Origin of the sequence: Companilactobacillus halodurans, from assembly GCF_009600995.1 — a bacterium.
GTDB classification, from domain to species: domain Bacteria; phylum Bacillota; class Bacilli; order Lactobacillales; family Lactobacillaceae; genus Companilactobacillus; species Companilactobacillus halodurans.
On sequence record NZ_VDFO01000002.1, the window covers coordinates 14,007 to 36,948 of the forward strand.

The window sequence follows — 22,942 nt, forward strand, 5'->3', positions numbered from 1 at the left end:
ACTTATATATGATTTAGAAAAGTAAGAAAAGTAACAGAGGTGGCCTTTTGTCAGAAGTAAAAAAGAAAAAGAAATATTTATATGAGGTCGACCTGATGCGTGTTCTTTTTATCGGTGGTGTGCTGTTGAACCATACAACTACTGCTTTTAAAAACAATGTTGGCAGTGGGTCGGGAAGTGAATTGTTCTTAGAAGCAAGTCACTTGATGCTTCACTTTACTAGAATGGGCTTCATGTTTATTACAGGTCTAGTTTTAGTGCTTAATTATTACAATAGAAAACATCAATGGTTCAAATTTTGGAGAAAACGTTATATCAATGTCGGAATTCCCTATATTGGTTGGAACGCCATCATGATGTGGTTTACGACCATTACGGCTGGAGTCGCGTTAAATTGGCCTAATTATTTTCAGAACTTATGGGATGCCATAATTCATGGTAATAAATATTACATGTACTATATTTTGGTAACTTTCCAGTTATATCTGATTTTCCCATTACTGATCTACATGTTTAAGAAACTTAAGAACCATCATATGGCTATTTTAGTAACTAGTGCCATCATACAGTTGTTATTAGTTATTGGAATCAAGTATTGGTTACCAGGTGTCGATCGTGACAATTGGTGGTACTTGTTTAGAGCCTATGGATTAAATGTTTTAGTTTATGAATTCTACTTCATTGCTGGAGCTTTCGTAGCAATTCACTACAACGAAGTCGATAAATTCATCGAAAAGAATCACCGAGTTATCGGTTGGTCAACTCTAGCTTTAGCAATTGGTACAGTTGGCTTGTTCTTTGGAAATATCAATATATTACATTTGAGCATGTCAGCAACTGAATCGATTCACCAACCATTTATCTTTATCTATGACACATTCATGATTGTTTTTGTTTTTTGGATTGGACGTCAATACGCTCATGCTAGACATCATGGATTGCCAGCTTGGGCAGATCGAATGGTCAAGAACATGTCGAGAGTCTCATTTGGAATCTATTTAGTTCAAACGATTCCTATCACATTCTTGTATGGAATCCTTAGTGTCGTTAAGTTGCCTTCAATCGTGACACTACTATTGCTTCCATTAGGATATGCCTTTGTACTCGGCGGATCATTTTTGATTTCGTGGTTCTGTTACAAGATTCCACCATTTGGAGTATTGATTGGACGTCCACAGTGGCACATCAATAAAGGAGTAAGAAAAAATGTCAAAAATAACGAAGCAATTAAACAAGCAGTTAGAGAATAATATTAATGAAAAAGTTATTAAAGATGAAACTTTAGGTCGTTGGTTTAACGGCAATGAAATTACTCAAGATGTTAAAAAGGTCCGCGACGAATTAGTCGATTTACACGTTGGGTCAAGTGATGTGGTGTTGGTCTGTTTACCTAATACCGCAGCTTATCCTGTAATTACGCAAGCTATCTGGGAAGTTGGAGCAATCATGCATCCAATTTCTGCAACGACTCCTAAAGAGGAATTGAAGCAAGCCTTAAATGAACATGATTATGTTTTATCGATTGTCAGCGATGATTTAGTTGATGCCGTTTTAGAAGACCGTTTAGCCAGTGTTACGACATTAGATTTACAAACTTATCCCATGTTAAAACTTATTAGAGACCGTAATTTAGTTGGCCATGATGAACAAATTCCTGCGGAAGACGATTTGGCCTTGATTATGAATACTTCCGGGACGACCGGTAAGCCTAAACGTGTCGGTATTACGCATCGCTTGCTTTTAAATGGTTTTGAACATGATATCGAAAGTCACAAGATGACGCCAGAAGATACAACTTTGGTAGTTATGCCAATGTTTCATATCAATGCTCAAGCTGTATCGATTCTTTCAACTCGCTTATCTGGTGGAAAAATCGTTATTTCAAAGAAATTCAGTGCTTCCAGATTTTGGAATCAAGTACGTAATAATGGCGTTACTTGGGTCTCAGTTGTCCCAACCATCGTTAATATTTTACTGATCAATAAAAAAGCTAATGAAAGTTATAGCGATGATATCAACTTACGTTTCGTTAGAAGTTCATCGTTTGCCTTGCCATTAGATAAGTTGACCGCCTTTCAAACTCGTTTCCACACACAAATTTTGGAAGGTTATGGCATGACTGAAACTGCTAGTCAATGCACGATTAATCCATTTGACGCTCCAAAGGTTGGTTCCGCAGGTAAGCCATTTAAGACCGATGTCAAAATCATGGTCGATGGAAAAATTGCTCAAGAAAGCAACATTACGGGTGAAATTGTCGTTCGTGGCGATCACGTCATCAGCGACTACTTAGATCCACATCCTGATTCATTTCAAGATGGCTGGTTTCTCACTGGTGATTTAGGATATTTCGATGAAGATGGTTACTTATTCGTCAAAGGTCGTAAGAAGGACATCATCAGTCGTGGCGGTGAAAAAGTTGCACCAGCACAAGTTGAAAATGCTTTGAGCCAGTTGAATGCTGTTAAAGAGGTTTCTGTTATTGGAACGCCGGATGATTTATATGGTGAAGCTGTAACAGCTGTTATTATTCCTCGCGGACAACAAGATGATGATTTATTACGTCAAAAAATCCAAGATCACGCTAAAAAAACGTTGGCAAAATACGAACAACCAACAAGAATTTTCTTTGTTGACGATTATCCTCGTAATGCAACTGGAAAGGTTATCCGTTTAAAATTACGTGAACAAGTTATGACAACAATGGTAGGTAGAGGTGCATGAGAAAAAAACAACGCAGACTAAAAAAATTATTAATCAGTGTCGTCTTAATTTTCTGGGCCGCAGTCGCTATCTATGGCTTTACGCAAACTGATGCTGGAGCTTCAGTTTCTGGTTCTGATACGCAGAAAGTCACAATCGGTTATCAAAAGGGCGATCCTTTCGATATCGCGAAAGAACGTGGCGAATTTGCTAAAAAGATGAAGGCTAAAGGCTACACTGTCAATTGGAAACAATTCCAAGATGGAAGTTCCTTGATGCAAGCCCTAAAGGCCGGCAGTATCGACTATGCTAGAACAGGTGATACTCCACCAGTTTCTGCTTTATCAACTGGTACGAAATTAACTTATGTCGCTGCTGGTTATTCGAAGGCTAAAGGTTCAGGAATCCTAGTTAAAAAGAATTCTGGAATCGACTCAATTAAGGCTTTGAAGGGTAAGAAAGTTGCTTATACTAAAGGAACTAGTTCTCAGTACATGCTATTATCAGCTCTAGAAAATGCTGGTATGAGTGCTGATGACATCACTTGGGTCAACATGGATCAATCTGGTGCCAGTGCTGCCTTTTCTAAAGGTAAAGTCGATGCCTGGGCAACTTGGGATCCATACACAGCTCAAGCTCAGTTGACACAAAATGGTAAGATGCTGACTGATGGAACAGGTATTACTAATAACCGTGATTACATCTTAGCTTTACAAAGTTACGCTAAATCAAATACGAAGGTTTCGAAATATTTGATTAAATATCTCGAAGAAGATATGAAATGGGCTAATAATAATCACAGTGAATTAATCGATATGATGAGTAAATCGCTGAAAGTTTCTAAATCAGTTGTTAAGAAAATGGTTAATAGAAGAACTTATGGAATTTCGAAGATGAGCAGTAAGTATGCTAAAGAAGAGCAAAAAATTGCTGATTTATTCTATAGTGAAAATCTGATTGATAATAAAGTAAAAATTGATGATACAGGCGATTACAAGTAAAAATAAAGGAGTTCTATTTGGTAGTTTTTAACTAACCAGATAGAACTCCTTTTTAGTTTGAAAAATATTTTTTGGCAAAAGCTGTGACATTGTCGATATAAGTTTGTCTGCTTTGAGTAAGAGATCCCGCATGTCCCGCATGTTTAACAATCCAAAGTTTCTTAGGACCTTTATTGTAGTTGAAATTTTGATAAGCATTTTTAGTAGGAACAAATTTATCTTCAGCTCCATGGATAATGTATAAGGGAACCAGATTATTTTTTAAAAATTTTTTCGTGTCAGCTTGATAAAAGTTATAATCAGCTAAAAGTTTACTCAAGAGGCTTGTCGTAGGGATGATGGGAAAACTTGGCAAGTGAAACATATCCTTTAATTGGTAAGACAATTCTCCAGAAATTGAAGAATAGCCACAGTCAGCTATCGCAAATTTAACATTTGGCAGAGGTTTTTCTAAAGCATACATGACAGTGGAAGCTCCCATACTGATGCCATACAAGCCAATTTCTGATTTATTGCCAAATTTTTGATTGATCAGTTTAATCCAATTGACCATATCAGGTCGGTCTTGAAATCCGTAACCAGAATATTGGCCTTGACTTAGTCCAAAGGAACGTAAATCTGGAGTTAAAACGTTATAACCGGCGTCGTGAAACATCCGCACATATGAACCCATGTATTTACTGGAACTGCCAAAGCCGTGCACTACGATTACTGTCTTAAAGGATTTGTCGTCAGCTGGCAAGAAGCGAGCACGAATTTTAAGACCGTTTGGCAAAGTTTGTTCCCAGATAGTTTGTTTTTGGTCCATGAACCAACGACTGTTAGGACTTAAAGTGTTTTTGACTCGAATACTAAAGCCGTTTCTGTTGAAAGCATAATTGAATAACAGATCACTTATGATGACGTCAGAAATTACTGCACCAGCAGCAATCGAGAGTGTAATTTTCGTAAATTTTTTCACAGTTGAATTATCCCTAACTGAAATTATTATTGCCCCGTAATAATAAGCCAGTTGGTAATTTGATTGCAACTAAAAAGAGCAATAATTGCAGTTAGTCACGAATCAGCATTTCCAAACGAATAATATTTTGAGCATCGGGTAGGGATGAATTCTTGCCTAAATTGAGATGCCAGAGCTTTTTCTCAACTGCTAGGTTTCTGTCTTCAATCAACTGTTCTAAAATAGAGAGACCCTTTTTGAGATTGTGACAGCTATCTCCAGAGTGACTGGGGATATCAATTGCTAAATAGTTGCCAGCAGGGCGAGTGATAGTCGTGATAAAGTTGTCGTTTATCGGAATCGTGGCTTCTTTGATGAGATTGAAATTAGTGTTCTCTAAAGTTTTATCTTCGCCTGCTTTAGGCAAATCAATGATAAAACCGGAGTAATTTCCATTAATACCCATGAATTGTTCCAAATGACTGTGAAATTCAGAAAAGATTTTGGCAATTTGTCGCGAAGAACAATTGTCTGAGATATTGGAACGCCAGAAAAAAGATTCTTGATGAATGACTTCAAAGGGTTGATAGAAGTCTTTTTTAGGAGCACTTGTTTTAAGCAATTTGCGGTCGATAAAAGTATTGACCTTTAACAAATCGCTGATTTGGTCGTTGACTTGAGATTTTAATTTTAACAACAAGTCATTAGAAATATCAGATTGTTGCTTGATATTTTTAATCTCTGCAATCGATAATCCTAATTTTTTCAAAGTTAGAATTGTCGCTAACTCATTAACTTGCTCGTATTCATAGAAGCGATAACCTTCTTTATTGACCATGGCAGGCTTAAATAATTCGTTTTTATCGTAGAGAATCAAAGAACGTCTAGTGATGTGAGCAAGTTTAGCAAATTCGCTGATTTTTAACATTAAAGAATTTCTCCTTAGCGTGGCAATTTCGATAGCTCATAGTTTACCATAGCTTTTATTAGAAAAGTCTCTTAATCGATAATTAAAACATTAAAGTTTACATTAGAAAATAATAATAATTTAAATAAAAAAATACCAAAAAAAGCAAGCCCATTAAGACTTGTTCTTTGATTCTTAAGTTAGTACAGGATTCCGTCGTCCGTTCTGCTTTGTGGACGCTGGAACGTACTGGACGCAACTTTAAGCCAATTCCAAAACCGGGAATTGTCTCAAAGATTGGTCTTTCACTAAGCGATAAATCGCTAAGTGAAATTTCAGTACTGAGCATCCACAAAGCTGCCACTCCCGACTGGATAACGTCATTTATTGTTTATTTCAAGCAATTCAAAAGCAAAAAAATATCTATCTAGATATAGTCGATAAACTGTTATCCAAATAGATATTTTTGTTGTTTGTTATCAAAATAAAACCACTATCCAGTCCGGAATAGCAAAGAAAATTGGCTCAGATGTGAAATTATTCTTAACAATTTATTGTTTAGAATAAGGCCGAGCTTTAAGACTTTGCCCGATTTTGGCAAAGGCTTAAAGTCGTGCCCACATCGCTTTTGCCAAATTTTCTTTGCTATGGAGGACGGAATCTTATACTAATCGAAGTTTAAGAAGAAACTATTAAGCAGATTCTTTTTGGGTTTTCTTTTCGTCTAAAATCTCACCTAGGACACGATCGGCTACAATACCGATTTGACCAGCATTGCGATTCTTAGGACAATCTTCTTCATAAGAATTAGTTGAGTTCTTCATTACAATGATACGATCGGCCATGCGGGCAGCTTCTTCAACATCGTGAGTGACTAAGATGGTAGTCAATGCTTGTTTCTTGCAGATGTTTAAAATAAGATCTTGCATCTTACGTCTAGTCAAAGCATCCAAGGCACCTAAAGGTTCATCCAATAGCAGAATCTTAGGATTAGTCATCAAAGCTCTGGCTAAGGCGACACGTTGTTTTTGACCACCAGATAGTTGATTAGGGAAGTGATCTGCGTAATCTTCCAATTCAACTAGCTTCAATAATTCTTCGGCATGCGCTTTAGTATTTTTATCCTTTGAACCAAAGGATAAATTGTCTAAAACGGACATCCAGGGAAGCAATCTATCTTCTTGAAACATAACTCGTGTCAATGATTTTGAATCATCAGCGTTGATAGAAACTGAACCGGAAGTAGGTTTTTCTAGTCCGGCAATCAACCGCAAGAGGGTACTTTTACCCCCACCACTCATACCAACTAAGGCTACGAATTCACCTTGGTTGATAGTTAGATCAATATCGTGTAATGCGGTTAAATTATCATACATTTTATTTAAATTTTTTACAGTAATCATTGGTTCACTCGTTAAACATTGCTCCTTCCAGTATTTTGCCAATCTAATAAGAGACTTTCAAAACCTTTAGCGACTAAATCAGAAATTTTTCCGAGGATAGCATAGACGACGATACATAAGACAACTGTCTCCATATCCATGAAGTCTTCGGCATTATTAGCCATATAACCGATACCTGAATCAGCAGAAATTGTTTCAGCAACAATCAATGTGGTCCACATCACGCCTAGAGCGTAGCGGATACCAACTAAAATCTGTGGTAAAGCCGCTGGAAAGATAATTTTGAAAAATAATTGTTTTTTCGATAATTCATAAGATTTTCCCATTTCAATCAAATCTGAATCAACAGAACGAATTCCGTGGAAAGTGTTGATATAAATTGGGAACATCGTACCAATGGCAACTAAAGAAATCTTAGCTGATTCATTGATTCCTAACCAAAGGATGATTAAGGGGATAAGGGCTAAATGAGGGATATTACGAAACATTTGAATCGATGAATCAAATAGTAAACGGCAAGTGTGAGACATTCCGTTAACAAATCCTAGAATAAAGCCAACTCCACCACCAATCAAAAGACCAACTGTGGCCCGATATAAACTGATACTTAAGTTTTTAGGTAGTTCGCCTGAAATCGTCAATTTGATGCCATCTTGAACTACTGCAATTGGTGAAGGCAAGACAGAACTGGATAACCAGCCTAAATTGCTGCTGATTTGCCATAATAAAAGAACAAGTATCGGTATCAAAAATGGTAAGAGTTTATTGATTGGAAGGTGAAAAGATTTTTTCCTATCTAAAGTGACAGATTTTTGCATTTTTAAGCCTCCTTAAGTTGTTGAGTCACTTCTTGAGCTAGAAGCGTACGTTGAATTTTCCCAGTAGCATTCTTAGGTAATTTCATATCAAAAATGTATTTTGTGGGACGTTCAACAGGTAATAATTGCTCATTTGCTAATTCATTCAACAAAGCAAGTTGGTGCTGATGTTCTTTAGTCTGTTCTTTAGGAACAATAACGGCGGTAACAGTTTCACCGTAAATCAAATCAGGAGTTCCAACAACGGCGACTTCCTTAACAAATTTCAAATTGACTAAGCAGTTTTCAACGGCAAGAGGATTAACATTTTCACCGCCACGGATAATCATTTCCTTGCTACGACCAGCAATCGTTAAGTAACCATTGATATCAAGTGAACCTAAGTCTCCGGTCAAAAGGAATCCATTGTCAAAGGCCTCAGGTTGAGGGTCGAGATAGTGAGTAATGATGTTGTCGCCCTTTAAGGCAATTTCACCAACAGAACCAATAGGAAGTTCCTTTAAATCTTTATCTAAAATCTTAATTTCAATCTTATGGATTGTTCCAACAGTATTTTGAATAGGCTTTTCGAGTGGATTTTGTGCAATCTGACCCGCAGCTTCAGTCATACCGTAACTTTCAATTAAGGGAATGTTAAATCTTTCGTGGAACTTTTTGTGAATACTTGGTAAGAGAGGGGCTGAAGCAGTTCTGAGAAATCGCAAGTTGTTTTCAGCCGGCTTTTCTTCACGTTGCAAAAGAATCGCAACGATTGCTGGAGTGAGTGACACCCATGTAACCATTTCATCGCCAACTTCTTTCCAAAAGAGGTGAGCACTGAACTTTGGTCTAAAGAGCAATTGTCCATGAGATAAACGTGTTGCTAAATTGGAGATGACCATGGCATTGATGTGGAACATTGGCATTAAGATGAAAGTACTGTCTTTTTCAGTCAACTCCTCACTATCGATGACATTAAAAGCACCAGCCAACAATTGACGATGCGTCAAACCAACACGTTTGGGCTTACCAGTAGTTCCAGAAGTGTGCATGATAAGACCGATTTGGTCATCATCTGGATCATCAATTAAATGAGCCACATGTTTGTTACGAACATAAATTTGAACCTCAGGTTCATGCAAAGTAGTCAAACGAGGTTGACTGGAGAAAGTAGGCTCCAAAAACTTCATCTGTGAAACATCGCTGTTAACGACAATAGCAGAATAGTGATATTGATTTTCCAATTCGCTAATTTGAATTTCAGTAGTCTTAGGATTGATAGGTTGAACAATCGCACCAATCTCCCACAAACTTTGAGTGACCAAAGTGTAAGAAACTGAATTAGTCAAAGCAATCAAAACAATATCATTGTGACCAATACCCTTGTTCTTCCAGTAATTCTTCCAAACATTTTTTTCTAAGTTAAGCTCGTTACCAGAGTACCAGTGCGCCTTTGCATCCTGCATCAAAGGACGAGAAGCACCAGCAAGCAATTGTTGGTTTAATCTTTCAGTAAGTTCTGACATAAGTAGTACCATGTCCTTTCATTTCATTACGATAAATCATTATTTTTTATTAGTTTATTTATTTCATTGAATAAACATAGTTTACAAGGATTTATGAGAAGGAACTACTTAGGTTTGATAAGGTTTATATAAGAAAAACTTAGAAAGCAAGAGAGCGCAACAAGCCCGGGAGCTACCGAGGATTAAGACAATTTTCCAAAGTGTTCGCGTACTATGCGAACAGTTTGGGAAATAGGCTTAACCGGAAGTAGCTGGCTTGTGGAGCTCGTTTCCACTATGCAGCAGAAAGGGTATGGTTATGCAGCATGGGAGCAATTGTTATCCATCAAAAAATCATAGTAAAAAAAATAAGCCCCCAAAAAGGAGACTCATAAATAATAATAAGCAATCCTAAAACCAAACCCGAAAAATAGAACCACAAGGCTGATTATCCAAAACCTCAATCGTTCCATTATTCAACTTAACCAACTGCGAAACAATCGACAATCCCAAACCACTACCTTTAATTTCAGTAGAATGAGAAACATCGACCCGATAAAATCTTTGGAAAATCAAACTCTTTTGATCATCAGGAATACCGATTCCCAAATCAGCAATATCCAAACGAGCTTTGCCATCGACTTCCTTTAAACTCAAAGTAATCGGCTTATCTTCCGAAGAATATTTATTAGCGTTGTCCAATAAAGCGACGATGATTTGCTTCAAAGTATCGTCGTTTCCAGAAATATGTAAATTTGGTTCGATTTCTAATTTCAAGTGCTGAGCAATCGTCTTTTGATATTGCGTACCAATATTTTGAGCTAATTTAGAGAAATCAACATCCTTTAAAATCAGCTCAGCTCGGTCAGCTCTTGATAAATCTAAGAGGTTCTTAATTAGATTTTGCATCCGCAATGATTCTTCATCAATAAAACCAAGCGATTCAGGGATAACATCGGGATGCTTATCGCCGTGACGCTTAATTAAATTAATATTTCCACGAATGGCAGCGATTGGCGTCTTCAATTCGTGAGAAGCATTGGAAACGAAGTCCCGTTCTCGTTGCAGACGTTTATTTTGCGTCTTTAACAATTCATTGAAGACATGACCAAGTTCACTGATTTCTTGAGGACTCTTAGGAACTTGCAAAGTTGGCTGGTCAGCATCAGTATCTTTAATTTTCTTTCTCGTTTCATTTACTAAAGCAATTGTTGGCGAACTTAACTTAGCAGATAATTGTGCTGCCCACCAGGTTCCAAAGCCTAAAGTAATGAAGGTGATGATGCTAATGATTATCAAAAGCAAAATCATACTACTGATTAAATTATTTAAACTAGCCCAAAGTTGATAAGTCGTACCATCTTCAGAATTTTTGTAGAATAAGAATAATCCGTAGCCTTGGACATAAACGATATGTTGACCAGGTAAAATTTTAAACTTATGTTGATTGATAAATTTTTTAGAAGCTGAAGTCGTGATGATATCAGGCCCCATGCGACTAGAAGATGCCGTGATAGAGGACTGCTTCGTCTTAACACGAATGACCGTATTTTGGCGCGTGTGACGGTTATTCTGATTGTTCCAATGGATAAAACTTGGAATATCATCGATGTTAGCTCGATAAAGACTCATCATCTGACCTTGCGCATCCCTGACAGTTTGTGAATAGCGCTGAATACCTACGACGACTAAAATCAATATGCTGATTGACACAGTAATGATAATAACTAGTTTTCTGATGGCATTGTTAATCAGTTCTTGATAAGTAGGCGCTACTTTTTTGTTCATTCGATAACATCCTCAAGTGAGTAGCCAACGCCGCGAATCGTTTGAATCAGCGGTTTATTTTTTTTGCCATCAATTTTTCCACGAAGGTAACCGACATAAACATCAACAACATTTTGTTGACCAAGGAAATCTTTTCCCCAGACGTTGTCGAGTAACTCATCACGCGTGAAGACTTGTCCAGTATGCTGCAAGAAAAAGAGCAAGAGGTCGTATTCACGTCTAGTTAATTGAACATTCTCGCCATTTCGTGTAACTTGATGCGATTTGGTATTTAAAGTCAGATCAGCTACTTGATAGGTTTGTTCAGGTTCTGTCATGTGTTCAACGTGTCGTTGGATTACACGAATCCGAGCTAAGAGCTCCTCGATTTCAAAAGGCTTTGTGATGTAATCGTCAGCACCGTTATCTAAACCAGCAACTTTATCGCCAACATAATCTCGAGCGGTCATGACAATAACTGGGACTTGGTCGTTCTTTCTGATTCTTCTGAGAACTTCCATACCATCTAATTTTGGTAACATCCAGTCCAAAAGGATCAACAAGAGTTTGTTTTGATTTTTTTCATACAAATCTAAGGCTTCAACGCCATCGTTAGCGATAATGACATTGAAATCCTCAAATTCTAATTCTTTCCCGACATAACTTGAAAGACTACGTTCATCTTCAACGATTAAAATTGTATTTTTCATTAACAACAAATCTCCCAACCAATAGTTTCTACTATATATACTAGCAAATAGTAGCAAATTTACCTTAATTATAACTAAAAACATTTCTAATGCGTAATAATTACTAATTATGGTACACTACAAATGATTAGAAAAAAGGAATGAGACTCGTGGAAAAAGCAATAGAAATTCTCAAAAAAAATAATTATAAAGTAACTAAACAACGGACAGATTTGTTGGATTACTTAGGCAAATTTACCGTTCAATACGTTTCCATCAATGATATCGTCAATTATATGCGCAAACTTTACCCAGGGATGAGCAATAACACCATCTATCGAAATCTCAAAGAGTTCTCTGAAATCGGTTTGGTCGAGTATCAAGAAAAAGATCATACGCTAGTTAAATATCAGTGTGATTTCAGACACCGTCATCACCACCATTTCGTTTGTAAAAATTGTGGCAAGGTAACTGAACTTAAGGCTTGTCCAATGGAGTTCTTCACTGATCAATTGCCAGGATATACAGTTGAGGGTCACGCAATTGAGGTTTATGGTTTATGCCCAGAATGCACGAAGAAATTAGCTGTCGAAAATTAATAAGCAATTTAAAAAGTTCCAAGTCGAATTCAATTTTGACTTGGAACTTTTTTTTGGATTATCTATTCTTGAAATTCTTGACATAAAGAGAATGGGGGGACACTAAAATATAGGATTGTAAATAAGCCTTAACATGTGTCTTTAATAGCATATATGCTATAATAACTATATGAAAAAATATAAGTTGAAATTTGAAGAATATATACGTCCAGATGGCAAAAATGAAGTTAGAGAATTTTATGGTAGTTTACCACTAAAAGATTTAGCTAAGTTAAAGGCAACAATATACAATATCGAAGAACATGGTCTCTATATTTCCGAAAGGATGGAATGGGTTAAAAAGATTGATAATGACTTATATGAAGTGAGATCAAAACTTGGAAGTAATATTCAAAGAGTCTTATATTTTCATATTATTAACAATAAATACATGCTTACCAATGGATTTACTAAAAAAACAGGAAAAACACCGCCTCGAGTTATTGAACATGCTAAATTGCTGAGGAGAGAATATAAAGAGATTGTCGAAAGAGAGAATATTAATGAAAAATAATATTAGTTTTGATTCAGAATTAAAAAAAGATTTAAAGAATCCAGAATTTAAAAAAGAATTTGATAAATATAATGATCAAATGAATAGTGCTGTTGCATTGTTGACAGCAAGAGAAGAGCTCGGTTGGACTCAAAGTGAACTTGCTCAAAAAGCTCATATGCCACAATCAACGATAGCTCGAATTGAAACTGGTCATAATATTAGTGTAGATAAACTATCAATACTCGCATCAGTAATGGGCAAAAAATTAAAAATTAGTATTTCTTAAGTTGAGATAGACCTTCCTAATTGTTGTGATTCAGAGGGAGGTTTTTTATTTCTTCAAATATTAATTAAAAAGAGTTTGAGATATAACTATTTCTGCTCCTAAACTTGAAACGCGGAACATAATATAGCTTTTTGTGCTTAAAACAAATGTCTCCTAGTAATAAAGTTCAATTACCAGGAGACATTTTACTTAATGTTTTAAAACTGACCATGTTATGACCAGCCTTCTTTATTAATGATTGAGTTTCCAATTCTTATAAGTCAAACCTAAGAAGTAGGCGATAACTTCAAAGGCTGAAATGAAGAAAGTAACGGGCCAATTAGTGATGAAGGCTAGATAAAGTCCTAACCAAACGCCTGCTAAAGATAATCCAACTGACACCATAATGAGTTTTGGAATCGAGTGAACTAAATATTTTGCTGTGGCACCGGGAAGTGTTAGTAAAACGAAGACTAACAAAGAACCAACGATTTGGGCACCGATACTGACGCTCAAAGCTAAAGTTACTAAAAAGGCAATCGAAAGCAAACGCGTTTTTAATCCTGAAGCTTGAGCCCCGATGTGGTCGAAGGAATCAAAAGTTAATGGTTTGTAAAAAATTACGAAAATAAAAATTACAAACAAAGCTAAAATCAATAATTGTTGAACTTCTTTAGCACTGATACCGACGATGCTTCCAAAGAGAATGTTTGTTGCATAACTGCTTGATTCAGAAGAAAGCGATAGGAAAAGAATCCCTAAACCAATGAAGAGTGAAGAAATGGCACTGATTGAGGCCTCTCTTCTGGAAGATTCGCTACTTAGACTTCCGACCGCGACTGAACTGACTAAAGTGAACAGAATCATTCCAGCTAAAGGAGAGATGCCCACTAAAATACCAAACGATGCTCCCGCAAAGCCAATTTCTGAAAGAGTGTGCGATAAAAAGGACATATTTCTAGAAACAACGAAGACGCCGACGATACCGGCTGTAATTGCGATAAAGGTACTAGCAATGAAGGCTTGACGCATAAATTCATATTCAAACATTTTTAAGCCTCCATCCCAAACATGTCTTCTGAAATATCTTGAGCTGAAATTTCAGTCAATGTTTTATTTTTAAATAACAAAGCTCGTTTAGTATACTTTTTAGTTAAATCATAATCGTGGCTGATGAAAATAACTGTTAAATGATATTTTCGATTTAACTCTTGAACTAGGTCCATCAGCTGTAACTTCACTTCTACGTCAAGGCTGGCTGTTGACTCGTCGAGAATTAAAACTTTGGGGTCATTTAAAAGTGCTTGGGCTAAATAAGCTTTTTGTTTCTCGCCACCAGAAGCTAAACCTAAAGGACGATTCTTTAAGTTAGTCAAACCAGTTTTTTCTAAGATTGTCTTGATCATTTCATTGCCATTTTTTCTTTTAGCAGGACTGAGCGTAAATTTTAGATTGAGACGAATAAATTGTTCAATATCTAAAGGATAGTCTAAGTCGATGTTGCGAAATTGGGGGACGTAGCCAATCGTTTGTTTGGAATCGATTAATAATTCGCCACTTGATTTCTTTTCCAGTCCCATGAGGATTTTAACTAGCGTTGTTTTACCAGAACCATTTGGTCCAATTAAACTGATGAATTCGCCATCGTTGATTTGAAAATTTAAGTCATGAAAAACTAATTGATTACCAAATCGTTTAGTTAAGTTTTGTGCTCTAATCAATTTGTTCACTCTCTTTGTAAAATTTTAGATAATTGTTGATATTGCGATAACATCCATTCTTGATAAGTTTTGTCTTTAGGCAAAGTTTCAGTCACTTTGAGAACGGGGATGTTATTTTTCTTTGCCATTTTTACTAAGTTATTAACAAGTTTGCTGTCAGTTTGACTGTTGAGAACGAAGAAGGCAATTTTTTTGTCTTTGATGCCTTGATGCATTTTTTTGATTTCAGACGGTGTTGGATCAGTACCATTTTCAACTGCCTTTTCAAAACTCTTGTTAGTGACTTTGAAGCCTAAAGCAGAAATTGAATAGTCAAAAACAGGTTCACTGACATAAACATTTTTGTTAGGCAATTTTTCTGACAGTTGCTTGAGTTTAGTTAATTCGTTTTGCACAGGCTTTAACGAGTTGATATATTTTTGAGCGTTCTTTTCATAATATTGTTTATTCTTAGGATCTTTCTTGGCTAATTTTTTAGCTAAGAGGCGCGTATATTTAGGCATAGTTTGAGGATTGTACCAAATATGAGGATTGTCGCCAGTTTTTTTGTGCATGACGTCTTCACCTATTTTAATGAAGGAATCATCAGATTTTTTGTTCAATTTATTCATCCAAGAATCATAACCTAAACCGTTAGCAACCGTGATGTCAGCTTTACTAACTTTTTTAGCAGTATCAGTCGTTGGTTCGTAGTCGTGAGGGTCGATAGCGGGGTTGTTGATCAATGAAGTAACAGTTCCCTTATTACCGACGACTTTTTTAGCAGCTTCGCCATAAAAATCGGTTGTGGTGATGATGTTTAGCTTCTGTGAAGAACTTGAAACTTTTTTGTTAGAGCAGCCTGATAAAAATGCTAAAAACAGACTGCAGATAAGAATGATTCCAAAAAGTATTCGGTACTTTTTAAACATAGATTTTTCTCCCTTAATAATAAAAATTACTATTTAATCTTAATGTAAGTTCATCAAAATGTAAATGATAAAATTTATCATTTGAATAAAAACAAAAAAAGAACCACAGAGAACTCTGTGATTCTGACTAAAGTTGCTTCTTTAAATAATCGGCTAATTTAGAAACGTCTTGTTTGATTTCATCGCGAGCTTCAATAAAAGCTTTGGCAATTTCTTCTTCGCTGCCAGAAGCTAGTGCAGGGTCGTTTATAGGCCAATGCAACCAGCGAGCGTGTTGAGGAATAATGCATTTATCACGTGCTTCGCCACAAAGAGTAATAACAATTGTAGCTTCTTGCATAAACTTTTCATCGATTACTTGTGATTTTTGATCTGAAATATCGATTCCATCATCTGACATAGCTTGAACAGCTCTTTGATTGAGTCCATCAGCTCTGATTCCGGCACTTCTGACGTCCCAATCAGGTAGGAAACTTTTAGCATAGCCCTCAGCCATTTGGCTACGGCAGGCATTGCCACTACAAATAAAGTAGATAGTTTTTTTCACTAATTTTTAATTCCTAATTTGATTTGACATTCAGGGCAGAGACCATAAACTTCCATATGATTGCCGGAAATCATATATCCAGATAGTTCAGCAGTCTTTTCTTCAAAGTTTTTTTCGGTATCGCCAAAACCGGGATACGTAACATCGACAATACGTCCACAGTTCGTGCAAATAGCGTGATAGTGGGGAGTACCAAAGTAATCATAGTGGGTACTGCCGTCACCGTTTTGAAGTTCAACGACTAAATGATGGTCAACAAAGGTGTTTAAGGTATTATAAATCGTAGATGAACCGACGTTAGGTAGTTCTTTGCCCACACCGTCGCGGATTGTCTCAACTGTTGGATGATTATGATGGCTAACTAAGTAGGCCAAAATAATGTGGCGTTGTGGCGTGACTCTTAATTTGTGTTCTTTCAAGACCTGTAACGTTTCTTCCATTACGGCATTACTAGCCATGAGCAATCTTCCTTTCTATCTAAGAATCATTACAGCTTGATTATATTACTAAATATATGATAATTCCAAGAAAAGAAGACTTTTCTGCTGAAATCGCTTTTATGTCACTAATTGTTTACTTTTCAGAAAGCCTGCGTTATTATGTACTCGTTAGCAGATGAGAACCATTCCAATCTGAGATACAATTAAGGAGTGAGCTAAATGCCTAAAGAAAAAAAGAAACAAAGTTTAGCTGAAAAGATCAATGTTATGCGTGCCAGTGTCATGGGCGCTAATGATGGAATCATTTCAGTTGCCGGAATTGTTATCGGTGTTGCTGGAGCCCAAAGCAACAGTCACGCTATCTTCTTGTCAGGGATTGCCGGAATGTTAGCCGGTACTATCTCAATGGCAATGGGCGAGTGGGTCTCTGTAAGTACCCAACGTGATAGTGAAAAGCGTGCGATTGAAAAAGAATCAGCCGCTTTAGATGGGCATTATGAAGAAGAATTCAATTCGATTCGTGATAAATATCAAAGTACTGGGATTTCCAATGAATTAGCAACTCAAGCCACTACCGAAATGTTAAGCGATGATCCGATAGATGTTGCTGTTCGTGAAAAATATGGTTTTAATCCTAAAGAGCAGACTAGTGCTATCTCAGCTGCGTTGGCATCAATGATATCATTCCCAACCGGTTCGATTTTGCCATTGGTCTCAATCACGATGTTTCCCGAAAATATCAGAATGATTGCGACTGTCATCGCCGTTATCATCGCTTTAGTAATTACCGGATACGCTGCCGCAACCCTTGGCGGAGCTAAACGAGGCAAAGCTGTTATTAGAAACGTTGTCTCCGGACTTTTAACAATGTTCGTAACCTTTGCAATTGGTTCGCTATTTGCACACTAGTAGGGAGGAAGAAAAATGAAATCAGTGACTATGACTAAACCTAAAAAACAAAAGAAAACTATGGCCGAACGTTCCAATACTCTCCGTGCTGGTGTTCTAGGATCAAACGATGGTATCTTGACCGTTGTCGGTGTCTTGTTCTCAGTCGCCGTAGCAACGACCAACACCTTCACTATCTTTATTGCCGGATTATCTGACTTGCTAGCTTGTGCCTTTTCAATGGCTTCAGGTGAATATGCTTCAGTAAGTTCGCAAAAAGATACAGAAAGAGCCGCTATCGAAAAAGAACGCGACCTAATTAAAACTAATTATCAAGATGAATTAGAAGTAGTAGCAGCCTATTACGTCGACCGTGGCGTTAAGCAAGTTACTGCCGATAAAATTGCGAAAGAATTAATGGAAAAAGATGCCTTAGGAACCGTTGTCCGAGTTAAGTATGACCTACAATTAGGACATTACATGAGCCCCTGGGATGCAGCCTTTTCATCACTAGTATCAGCCTCAGCAGGTGGAATCTTTCCGTTAGTAGCCATGACCCTATTGCCAGCCTCAATCAAATGGCCCGGCACAATATTAGCCGTAACCCTATCAGTTGCCTTGACAGGATATTTAAGTGCTAAGTTAGGTGATGGATTAGTCAAGACAGCGATGGTAAGAAATATTATCGTTGGATTGATTACTATGGCTATTCACTATTCAGTTGGATTGATGTTGTAGAACAGAGAGCGCAACAAGCCCGGGAGCTACCGAGGATTAAGACAATTTCACAAATTGCTCGCGCACTTTGCGAGTGATTCGTGAAATAGGCTTAACCGGAAGTAGCTGGCTTGTGGAGCTCGTTTCCACTATATAGCCAGAACCAATGGTTATACAGCAAATAACCGTATGTTATTAAAGTTAAAAACATCCCCAAAGAAAAAATTATCATCATCAAAACCAAAAAAGAAGCTGAACCCCATTAAGAGTTCAGCTTCTTTTAATGTATCTAAACACAATTATACTTTTAGTTATTGTTCAATCTTTTTAATAACTTTAGCTGGAACGCCACCAACCAAAACGTTATCAGGAATATCCTTAGTTACAACAGCACCAGCAGCAATAACCGCACCATTGCCAATAGTAACTCCAGGACAAATTGTACAGTGGCCGCCAATCCAAACATCATTACCAATGTTAACAACTTTACCAATTCCAAGTCGCTGTTTGCGACCTTTAGCAGTCAATGGATGATTAACAGTATAAATATCAGTGTTTGGACCAATCCAAACATTGTCGCCAATATTAACTGGTGCAATATCTAAAATAGTTAAGTTATAGTTAGATAAAAAATTGTCACCTATATGAATATTTTTACCATAATCTACATTTAATCGACTATGAACAATCAAGTTTTTACCAGCCGAACCAAAAATTTCACGAGCTTTAGCCTCTTGCTTATCCGGTTGATTTTCTGGAATAGCATTAAAATCTCGACATAAAGTTGCGGAGTTAATCTTTCTATTAGCAACTTCTTGGTCAGTTAATTTATACCATTCACCATCTTCAAGCTTTTGTAATTCACTCTTAGCCATTTATATCTCTCCTATTTTACGGATATTGAAACCATTTGTATTTCCATAATCAATTCTAACCTTATTCCGGCTGATCTGCTGACAATGAAATTTTACGTAAGTCTTTAAATTCTTTCAAAAGTTCTTCGTACTTTTTAATCGCAAGGTTTGAAGAAGTTTTACCCAAAGGTAGATGCATAGGTAGATTGTCAAAGTTATTTACAACTTGATCAATGATAATTTCAGCAGCTTTTTGTGGATCACCAGGTTCATGGTGTGCACCAGTTGCATTTTGATTAATAAATTCAACAAATTGTTCATAGTCTTCATGAGTTGGTAGAGTTTTATGTGAAGAACGTCCCGCCCAGTCAGTACGGAATCCACTGGGTTCTACTAGCATAGTTTTGATACCAAGACCTTCGACCTCTTTGCGGATTGAATCAGTGATTCCCTCAACAGCATATTTTGTTCCATGATAGAAAGAAAGTGTTGGGAATGAATAAAGTCCGCCAATGGATGAAAAGTTTACAATTGCTCCCGATTTTTGTTTGCGCATGATTGGAAGCACTTGACGAGTCATATCGACTAGCCCCCAAACATTAACGTCAAACATATATTTAGCCTCATCAATTGCTGATTCCTCAAAAGTACCAAAATAGCCTATTCCGGCATTGTTTACTAAGACATCAATTTGTTTAAAATGGTCCATCGCTGAATTAACTGCATCAATAACTTGACTATGATTAGTTACATCGAGAATAACTTTAATGATTTGACCATGATCATATTGATCCAAATAATCTAATTGACCTGGCTTTCTTGAAGTAGCGACTAAATTAACATTCTTTTGTTGTGCTAATTTAATTGCTAATTGTTTTCCAAAACCAGTATGCGTACCGGTTACTAACCATGTTTTATTCATTTTAATAAATTCCTTCCTAATTAAATAATTATTTCTTAATTACGTGTGCTACAATACTGCTTAAACCATGGTTTAAGTCAAGAAAGGATTGAAATATTTTGCGATATTTAATTGGCGATGTTGCTAAAAAATTGAATTTACCAACGTCTACTTTAAGATTTTATGATAAAAATGGATTATTGCCATTTGTTGATCGTGATCAAGCTGGTCGACGTTCATTTAAAGATAATGACCTTAATTTTTTAGAAGTAATTGATTGTATGAAAAAATGTGGAATGACTATTAAAGAGATTCGCCATTTCATTAATCTTTGTATGAAAGGTGATATTACTCTTCAGGAAAGATATGATTTACTTAATAACGAAGAAAAATCAGTAAAGAATCAAATTGAAAATTTACAAGATCAATTAGACTTTTTACATTATAAAATGTGGTACTTTAAAACTTCATTGCAGGCTGGTACTGAGGAAGTTCATATGGTCGATACAGATGAGGGTGAAAGGGTAAATCCCGATATTCATGAACAATATCAAGCGGCTCTATCAAAGTGTCAAGATATTAAAGAATTAATTGAATATCAAGAACAGTATCAATCAGAATATAAATAAATTGATGCTAAGTTTTAATTATTTCACTACCTAAGAGACGGGTAGTGATTTTTTGTTTAGTCTTATGAGTTAAAAATCAACATTCCCAAATCTCCCAACAATTGTTATACTGAAAGCGATTACAAAAATAAACAAAAGTAATTAGACTGCGAGGTTTTAACAATGAAGCGAGAATTTGAAAAGTTTATTGAAGCACTGCACGAAGGAGTAGTACCAGCAACTGGTTGTACTGAACCGGTAGCCGTAGCATATGGAGCGGCCGTCTGTGCAAAATATCTGCCATCTAAAAAAGTAGATAAAATCGACGTGCATGTTTCTTTAAATATCATGAAAAATGCAATGGCCGTCATGGTTCCAGGAACTAAAGAGCCAGGCCTGCAAATTGCCGCTTCAGCTGGTGCTCTAGTTGGTAACCCCAATGCCAAGTTAAAAGTTATTTCTAAGATAAAAAATAGTGACCTGCCAGAAATCAAAACCTTAGCACATTCGGGAAAAGTCAAAGTTAGCTTAGCTAAAGTTGATGATGATTTGTATGTTGATGTGACAGTTGTCAGTGGTAAAGATAGCGTGACAGTTTATATTGCCGATGACCACACGAATATTTTTAAAATAGTTAAAAATGACCAAATATTATATGAAAAAGATCGTCCTAAGCCTCATGCTAAATCAGCTTTGAAACTTTACATGCAGACGCAAAAATTCGAAAATATCTGGGATTTTGCAATGGAAATTCCACTAGAAAAAATTGCCTTCATGAAAAAATCCGCTGATTTAAACGTGGCTTTGTCAAAAGAAGGCTTGACGAATTCATATGGGATGAACTTAGGCCGCTCATTAGTTGAAGATTCTGGGAAAGCTACTTTGGAAAATCAAATTTTGACTTATACCGTTGCTGCTTCAGATGCTCGAATGGGTGGTGCAACTTTACCAGCAATGTCCAATTCTGGTTCTGGAAATCAAGGGATTTCAGCGACAGTTCCCGTTTGGGTCGTGGCTAAAGAAAATAATTCTTCTGAGGAAAAATTGATTCGGGCTTTAACTTTATCGCATCTGACGGCAATTTACATTCACGCTTTTTTGCCAGTGCTTTCAGCCTTTTGCGCGGCAGATTCAGCTGCTATGGGTGCAAGCGTTGGTGCTTGTTATTTGTTAGGCGGTGACTTTGAAACTGCTTCTATGTCAATCAAGAATATGGCAGGAGATTCGGTAGGGATGGTCTGCGATGGGGCAGGCTGTTCTTGTGCAATGAAAGTTGCTAGCTCGGTTTCTTCGATGTATCGTGGGATGAAATTGGCTATGAAGGGGATTGTTGTTCCTAGTAGCAATGGATTGGTTTGCAACGATGTTGATGAGACTATTCGGGGGATTGGTGAACTGGGTAGTCAGGGGTTGAAGGAGACTGATCCGGTTATTTTGGATATTATGATGAATAAGAGTTGAGATTTATTGTATAAAAATAGCGGTGGTAACCTCTTTAGGGTTGCTGCCGCTTGTTTTTACTGTTTAAATTATATATTTATATAACCATGCGTTATTTTGTTAATAACCACTGGTTTTAGTTTTATAGTGGAAACGAGCTACACAGGGGCAACCCATTCCGGTTAAGCCTATTTCACGAATCGCTCGCAAGGTGCGCGAGCAATTTGTGAAATTGTCTTAATCCTCGTGGGCTGAGCGCCCCTGCTCCGCTCTCTATCTGAAACGAGCTCCGCAAGCCAGCTACTTCCGGTTAAGCCTATTTCCCAAACCGCTCGCAAGGTGCGCGAGCACTTCGTGAAATTGTCTTAATCCTCGTGGGCTGAGCGCCCCTGCTCCGCTCTCTATTTTGTTTTCAACATCAAATCCAATGACTTCTGCAATTCTTCCAATTGTTTTTCATCATGACAATTTGAGTTCTTCCTAATATTTTGGGCGATCACTAACTTCATCGCTTTATCAACGCTTGATTTAACTGCTGATAATTGCATTAAAACGTCGGTACAGGGTTTTTCTTCGTCCATCATTCTTAATACGGCGTCTAATTGGCCGCGGGATCTTTTTAGACGACTGACGATTTTTTTGCTTGCGATTTCTTCTTGTGTTTGTGCCATAATTAACCTCCCAATTTGATTTGTTGTTACAATTATACCCATATGGGTAAAGGGTAGCAAATAATTGCTTTATTTTTCCACAGGGTCCTATAAAATCAAAATAGTTGCGTCATTTTACCCTAGGGGGTATATT

At 36.8% G+C, this 22,942-nt stretch carries 26 protein-coding genes; 10 read left to right on the top strand and 16 right to left on the bottom strand.

The window, feature by feature from the left end; all coding sequences use genetic code 11:
• Positions 1 to 47: 47 nt before the first annotated feature.
• From FHL05_RS00650 to FHL05_RS00660, 3 genes are read left to right on the top strand one after another with little or no spacing between them, the layout of a single operon-like run.
• Positions 48 to 1,250, top strand: a complete 1,203-nt coding sequence (locus tag FHL05_RS00650; protein WP_153521789.1) for an acyltransferase — start codon at positions 48 to 50, stop codon at positions 1,248 to 1,250.
• Positions 1,207 to 2,724 (top strand): AMP-binding protein, encoded by a 1,518-nt coding sequence (locus tag FHL05_RS00655; RefSeq protein ID WP_153385362.1) that lies wholly within the window; start codon positions 1,207 to 1,209, stop codon positions 2,722 to 2,724. Before FHL05_RS00650 ends, FHL05_RS00655 begins: the two co-directional genes overlap by 44 nt.
• On the top strand, positions 2,721 to 3,704 hold the full coding sequence (locus tag FHL05_RS00660) for an aliphatic sulfonate ABC transporter substrate-binding protein (protein ID WP_153521791.1): 984 nt from the start codon (positions 2,721 to 2,723) through the stop codon (positions 3,702 to 3,704). The genes FHL05_RS00655 and FHL05_RS00660 overlap by 4 nt, the downstream gene beginning before the upstream one ends.
• A gap of 52 nt (positions 3,705 to 3,756) precedes the next feature.
• Here FHL05_RS00660 and FHL05_RS12495 read toward each other — a convergent pair whose 3' ends face one another.
• The 8 genes from FHL05_RS12495 to FHL05_RS00700 all read right to left on the bottom strand — a co-directional run bounded on the left by FHL05_RS12495 (position 3,757) and on the right by FHL05_RS00700 (position 11,733).
• Positions 3,757 to 4,665, bottom strand: a complete 909-nt coding sequence (locus FHL05_RS12495) for an alpha/beta fold hydrolase (protein WP_162000148.1) — start codon at positions 4,663 to 4,665, stop codon at positions 3,757 to 3,759.
• A gap of 91 nt (positions 4,666 to 4,756) precedes the next feature.
• The gene (locus tag FHL05_RS00670) at positions 4,757 to 5,572 is read right to left on the bottom strand and encodes a MerR family transcriptional regulator (protein ID WP_153385364.1); all 816 of its coding nucleotides are present in this window, start codon (positions 5,570 to 5,572) and stop codon (positions 4,757 to 4,759) included.
• 97 nt (positions 5,573 to 5,669) lie between these two features.
• Positions 5,670 to 5,900, bottom strand: coding sequence for a hypothetical protein (locus FHL05_RS12425; protein WP_153385365.1), 231 nt, complete (start codon positions 5,898 to 5,900; stop codon positions 5,670 to 5,672).
• Positions 5,901 to 6,243: 343 nt separating this feature from the next.
• Positions 6,244 to 6,954: an ABC transporter ATP-binding protein gene (locus tag FHL05_RS00680; RefSeq protein WP_153385366.1), complete on the bottom strand. Its 711-nt coding sequence runs from the start codon at positions 6,952 to 6,954 to the stop codon at positions 6,244 to 6,246.
• An 11-nt stretch (positions 6,955 to 6,965) separates the two neighbouring features.
• Positions 6,966 to 7,772, bottom strand: coding sequence for an ABC transporter permease subunit (locus FHL05_RS00685; protein WP_153385367.1), 807 nt, complete (start codon positions 7,770 to 7,772; stop codon positions 6,966 to 6,968).
• A 2-nt stretch (positions 7,773 to 7,774) separates the two neighbouring features.
• Positions 7,775 to 9,277 (bottom strand): AMP-binding protein, encoded by a 1,503-nt coding sequence (locus FHL05_RS00690; protein ID WP_153385368.1) that lies wholly within the window; start codon positions 9,275 to 9,277, stop codon positions 7,775 to 7,777.
• A 390-nt stretch (positions 9,278 to 9,667) separates the two neighbouring features.
• Positions 9,668 to 11,044 (bottom strand): sensor histidine kinase, encoded by a 1,377-nt coding sequence (locus FHL05_RS00695; RefSeq protein WP_153385369.1) that lies wholly within the window; start codon positions 11,042 to 11,044, stop codon positions 9,668 to 9,670.
• Positions 11,041 to 11,733 carry a response regulator transcription factor gene (locus FHL05_RS00700; protein ID WP_153385370.1) on the bottom strand — a complete coding sequence of 231 codons (693 nt, stop codon included), beginning with the start codon at positions 11,731 to 11,733 and terminating at the stop codon, positions 11,041 to 11,043. The genes FHL05_RS00695 and FHL05_RS00700 overlap by 4 nt, the downstream gene beginning before the upstream one ends.
• A gap of 140 nt (positions 11,734 to 11,873) precedes the next feature.
• Between FHL05_RS00700 and FHL05_RS00705 the strand changes: the two genes are divergently transcribed.
• The 3 genes from FHL05_RS00705 (at position 11,874) to FHL05_RS00715 (ending at position 13,132) form a co-directional block, all read left to right on the top strand.
• Positions 11,874 to 12,311, top strand: a complete 438-nt coding sequence (locus FHL05_RS00705; RefSeq protein WP_153385371.1) for a Fur family transcriptional regulator — start codon at positions 11,874 to 11,876, stop codon at positions 12,309 to 12,311.
• Between the two features lie 169 nt (positions 12,312 to 12,480).
• Positions 12,481 to 12,864 carry a type II toxin-antitoxin system RelE/ParE family toxin gene (locus FHL05_RS00710; protein ID WP_153385372.1) on the top strand — a complete coding sequence of 128 codons (384 nt, stop codon included), beginning with the start codon at positions 12,481 to 12,483 and terminating at the stop codon, positions 12,862 to 12,864.
• The gene (locus tag FHL05_RS00715; protein ID WP_153385373.1) at positions 12,854 to 13,132 is read left to right on the top strand and encodes a helix-turn-helix domain-containing protein; all 279 of its coding nucleotides are present in this window, start codon (positions 12,854 to 12,856) and stop codon (positions 13,130 to 13,132) included. Before FHL05_RS00710 ends, FHL05_RS00715 begins: the two co-directional genes overlap by 11 nt.
• Before the next feature lie 231 nt (positions 13,133 to 13,363).
• On the opposite strand, the gene FHL05_RS00720 is transcribed toward FHL05_RS00715, so the two are convergent.
• From FHL05_RS00720 to FHL05_RS00740, 5 genes are all read right to left on the bottom strand, one after another.
• The gene (locus FHL05_RS00720) at positions 13,364 to 14,161 is read right to left on the bottom strand and encodes a metal ABC transporter permease (RefSeq protein WP_153385374.1); all 798 of its coding nucleotides are present in this window, start codon (positions 14,159 to 14,161) and stop codon (positions 13,364 to 13,366) included.
• A 2-nt stretch (positions 14,162 to 14,163) separates the two neighbouring features.
• Positions 14,164 to 14,832 (bottom strand): metal ABC transporter ATP-binding protein, encoded by a 669-nt coding sequence (locus FHL05_RS00725; protein ID WP_153385375.1) that lies wholly within the window; start codon positions 14,830 to 14,832, stop codon positions 14,164 to 14,166.
• A 5-nt stretch (positions 14,833 to 14,837) separates the two neighbouring features.
• Positions 14,838 to 15,743 (bottom strand): metal ABC transporter solute-binding protein, encoded by a 906-nt coding sequence (locus FHL05_RS00730; RefSeq protein ID WP_153385376.1) that lies wholly within the window; start codon positions 15,741 to 15,743, stop codon positions 14,838 to 14,840.
• A 127-nt stretch (positions 15,744 to 15,870) separates the two neighbouring features.
• Positions 15,871 to 16,290 carry an arsenate reductase/protein-tyrosine-phosphatase family protein gene (locus tag FHL05_RS00735; RefSeq protein WP_162000149.1) on the bottom strand — a complete coding sequence of 140 codons (420 nt, stop codon included), beginning with the start codon at positions 16,288 to 16,290 and terminating at the stop codon, positions 15,871 to 15,873.
• Positions 16,290 to 16,748, bottom strand: coding sequence for a Fur family transcriptional regulator (locus FHL05_RS00740; RefSeq protein WP_153521793.1), 459 nt, complete (start codon positions 16,746 to 16,748; stop codon positions 16,290 to 16,292). Before FHL05_RS00740 ends, FHL05_RS00735 begins: the two co-directional genes overlap by 1 nt.
• 201 nt (positions 16,749 to 16,949) lie before the next feature.
• On the opposite strand from FHL05_RS00740, the gene FHL05_RS00745 reads away from it, so the two are divergent.
• Both FHL05_RS00745 and FHL05_RS00750 read left to right on the top strand, forming a co-directional pair.
• Positions 16,950 to 17,639, top strand: a complete 690-nt coding sequence (locus FHL05_RS00745) for a VIT1/CCC1 transporter family protein (RefSeq protein WP_153385378.1) — start codon at positions 16,950 to 16,952, stop codon at positions 17,637 to 17,639.
• 15 nt (positions 17,640 to 17,654) lie between these two features.
• Positions 17,655 to 18,356 carry a VIT1/CCC1 transporter family protein gene (locus FHL05_RS00750; protein WP_153385379.1) on the top strand — a complete coding sequence of 234 codons (702 nt, stop codon included), beginning with the start codon at positions 17,655 to 17,657 and terminating at the stop codon, positions 18,354 to 18,356.
• Positions 18,357 to 18,646: 290 nt separating this feature from the next.
• On the opposite strand, the gene FHL05_RS00755 is transcribed toward FHL05_RS00750, so the two are convergent.
• Entirely contained in the window at positions 18,647 to 19,210 is a 564-nt protein-coding gene (locus tag FHL05_RS00755; protein WP_153385380.1) for a sugar O-acetyltransferase, read from the bottom strand.
• A gap of 61 nt (positions 19,211 to 19,271) precedes the next feature.
• On the bottom strand, positions 19,272 to 20,111 hold the full coding sequence (locus FHL05_RS00760) for an oxidoreductase (RefSeq protein WP_153385381.1): 840 nt from the start codon (positions 20,109 to 20,111) through the stop codon (positions 19,272 to 19,274).
• 98 nt (positions 20,112 to 20,209) lie between these two features.
• Between FHL05_RS00760 and FHL05_RS00765 the strand changes: the two genes are divergently transcribed.
• Positions 20,210 to 20,719: a MerR family transcriptional regulator gene (locus FHL05_RS00765; protein ID WP_153521795.1), complete on the top strand. Its 510-nt coding sequence runs from the start codon at positions 20,210 to 20,212 to the stop codon at positions 20,717 to 20,719.
• A gap of 162 nt (positions 20,720 to 20,881) precedes the next feature.
• Positions 20,882 to 22,159 carry an L-cysteine desulfidase family protein gene (locus FHL05_RS00770; RefSeq protein WP_153385383.1) on the top strand — a complete coding sequence of 426 codons (1,278 nt, stop codon included), beginning with the start codon at positions 20,882 to 20,884 and terminating at the stop codon, positions 22,157 to 22,159.
• Between the two features lie 380 nt (positions 22,160 to 22,539).
• On the opposite strand, the gene FHL05_RS00775 is transcribed toward FHL05_RS00770, so the two are convergent.
• Positions 22,540 to 22,809 carry a metal-sensing transcriptional repressor gene (locus tag FHL05_RS00775; RefSeq protein WP_153385384.1) on the bottom strand — a complete coding sequence of 90 codons (270 nt, stop codon included), beginning with the start codon at positions 22,807 to 22,809 and terminating at the stop codon, positions 22,540 to 22,542.
• Positions 22,810 to 22,942: the final 133 nt, after the last annotated feature.

Bases quoted from the DNA above. Each gene is read 5' to 3' on its own strand.
- FHL05_RS00775 (WP_153385384.1), bottom strand. From the start codon at position 22,809: ATGGCACAAACACAAGAAGAAATCGCAAGCAAAAAAATCGTCAGTCGT.
- FHL05_RS00770 (WP_153385383.1), top strand. From the start codon at position 20,882: ATGAAGCGAGAATTTGAAAAGTTTATTGAAGCACTGCACGAAGGAGTA.
- FHL05_RS00680 (WP_153385366.1), bottom strand. From the start codon at position 6,954: ATGATTACTGTAAAAAATTTAAATAAAATGTATGATAATTTAACCGCA.
- FHL05_RS00760 (WP_153385381.1), bottom strand. From the start codon at position 20,111: ATGAATAAAACATGGTTAGTAACCGGTACGCATACTGGTTTTGGAAAA.
- FHL05_RS00745 (WP_153385378.1), top strand. From the start codon at position 16,950: ATGCCTAAAGAAAAAAAGAAACAAAGTTTAGCTGAAAAGATCAATGTT.
- FHL05_RS00710 (WP_153385372.1), top strand. From the start codon at position 12,481: ATGAAAAAATATAAGTTGAAATTTGAAGAATATATACGTCCAGATGGC.
- FHL05_RS00660 (WP_153521791.1), top strand. From the start codon at position 2,721: ATGAGAAAAAAACAACGCAGACTAAAAAAATTATTAATCAGTGTCGTC.
- FHL05_RS12425 (WP_153385365.1), bottom strand. From the start codon at position 5,900: ATGCTCAGTACTGAAATTTCACTTAGCGATTTATCGCTTAGTGAAAGA.
- FHL05_RS00690 (WP_153385368.1), bottom strand. From the start codon at position 9,277: ATGTCAGAACTTACTGAAAGATTAAACCAACAATTGCTTGCTGGTGCT.
- FHL05_RS00740 (WP_153521793.1), bottom strand. From the start codon at position 16,748: ATGGCTAGTAATGCCGTAATGGAAGAAACGTTACAGGTCTTGAAAGAA.
- FHL05_RS00730 (WP_153385376.1), bottom strand. From the start codon at position 15,743: ATGTTTAAAAAGTACCGAATACTTTTTGGAATCATTCTTATCTGCAGT.
- FHL05_RS00695 (WP_153385369.1), bottom strand. From the start codon at position 11,044: ATGAACAAAAAAGTAGCGCCTACTTATCAAGAACTGATTAACAATGCC.
- FHL05_RS00700 (WP_153385370.1), bottom strand. From the start codon at position 11,733: ATGAAAAATACAATTTTAATCGTTGAAGATGAACGTAGTCTTTCAAGT.
- FHL05_RS00670 (WP_153385364.1), bottom strand. From the start codon at position 5,572: ATGTTAAAAATCAGCGAATTTGCTAAACTTGCTCACATCACTAGACGT.
- FHL05_RS00655 (WP_153385362.1), top strand. From the start codon at position 1,207: ATGTCAAAAATAACGAAGCAATTAAACAAGCAGTTAGAGAATAATATT.
- FHL05_RS00750 (WP_153385379.1), top strand. From the start codon at position 17,655: ATGAAATCAGTGACTATGACTAAACCTAAAAAACAAAAGAAAACTATG.
- FHL05_RS00705 (WP_153385371.1), top strand. From the start codon at position 11,874: ATGAGACTCGTGGAAAAAGCAATAGAAATTCTCAAAAAAAATAATTAT.
- FHL05_RS00715 (WP_153385373.1), top strand. From the start codon at position 12,854: ATGAAAAATAATATTAGTTTTGATTCAGAATTAAAAAAAGATTTAAAG.
- FHL05_RS00720 (WP_153385374.1), bottom strand. From the start codon at position 14,161: ATGTTTGAATATGAATTTATGCGTCAAGCCTTCATTGCTAGTACCTTT.
- FHL05_RS00685 (WP_153385367.1), bottom strand. From the start codon at position 7,772: ATGCAAAAATCTGTCACTTTAGATAGGAAAAAATCTTTTCACCTTCCA.
- FHL05_RS00755 (WP_153385380.1), bottom strand. From the start codon at position 19,210: ATGGCTAAGAGTGAATTACAAAAGCTTGAAGATGGTGAATGGTATAAA.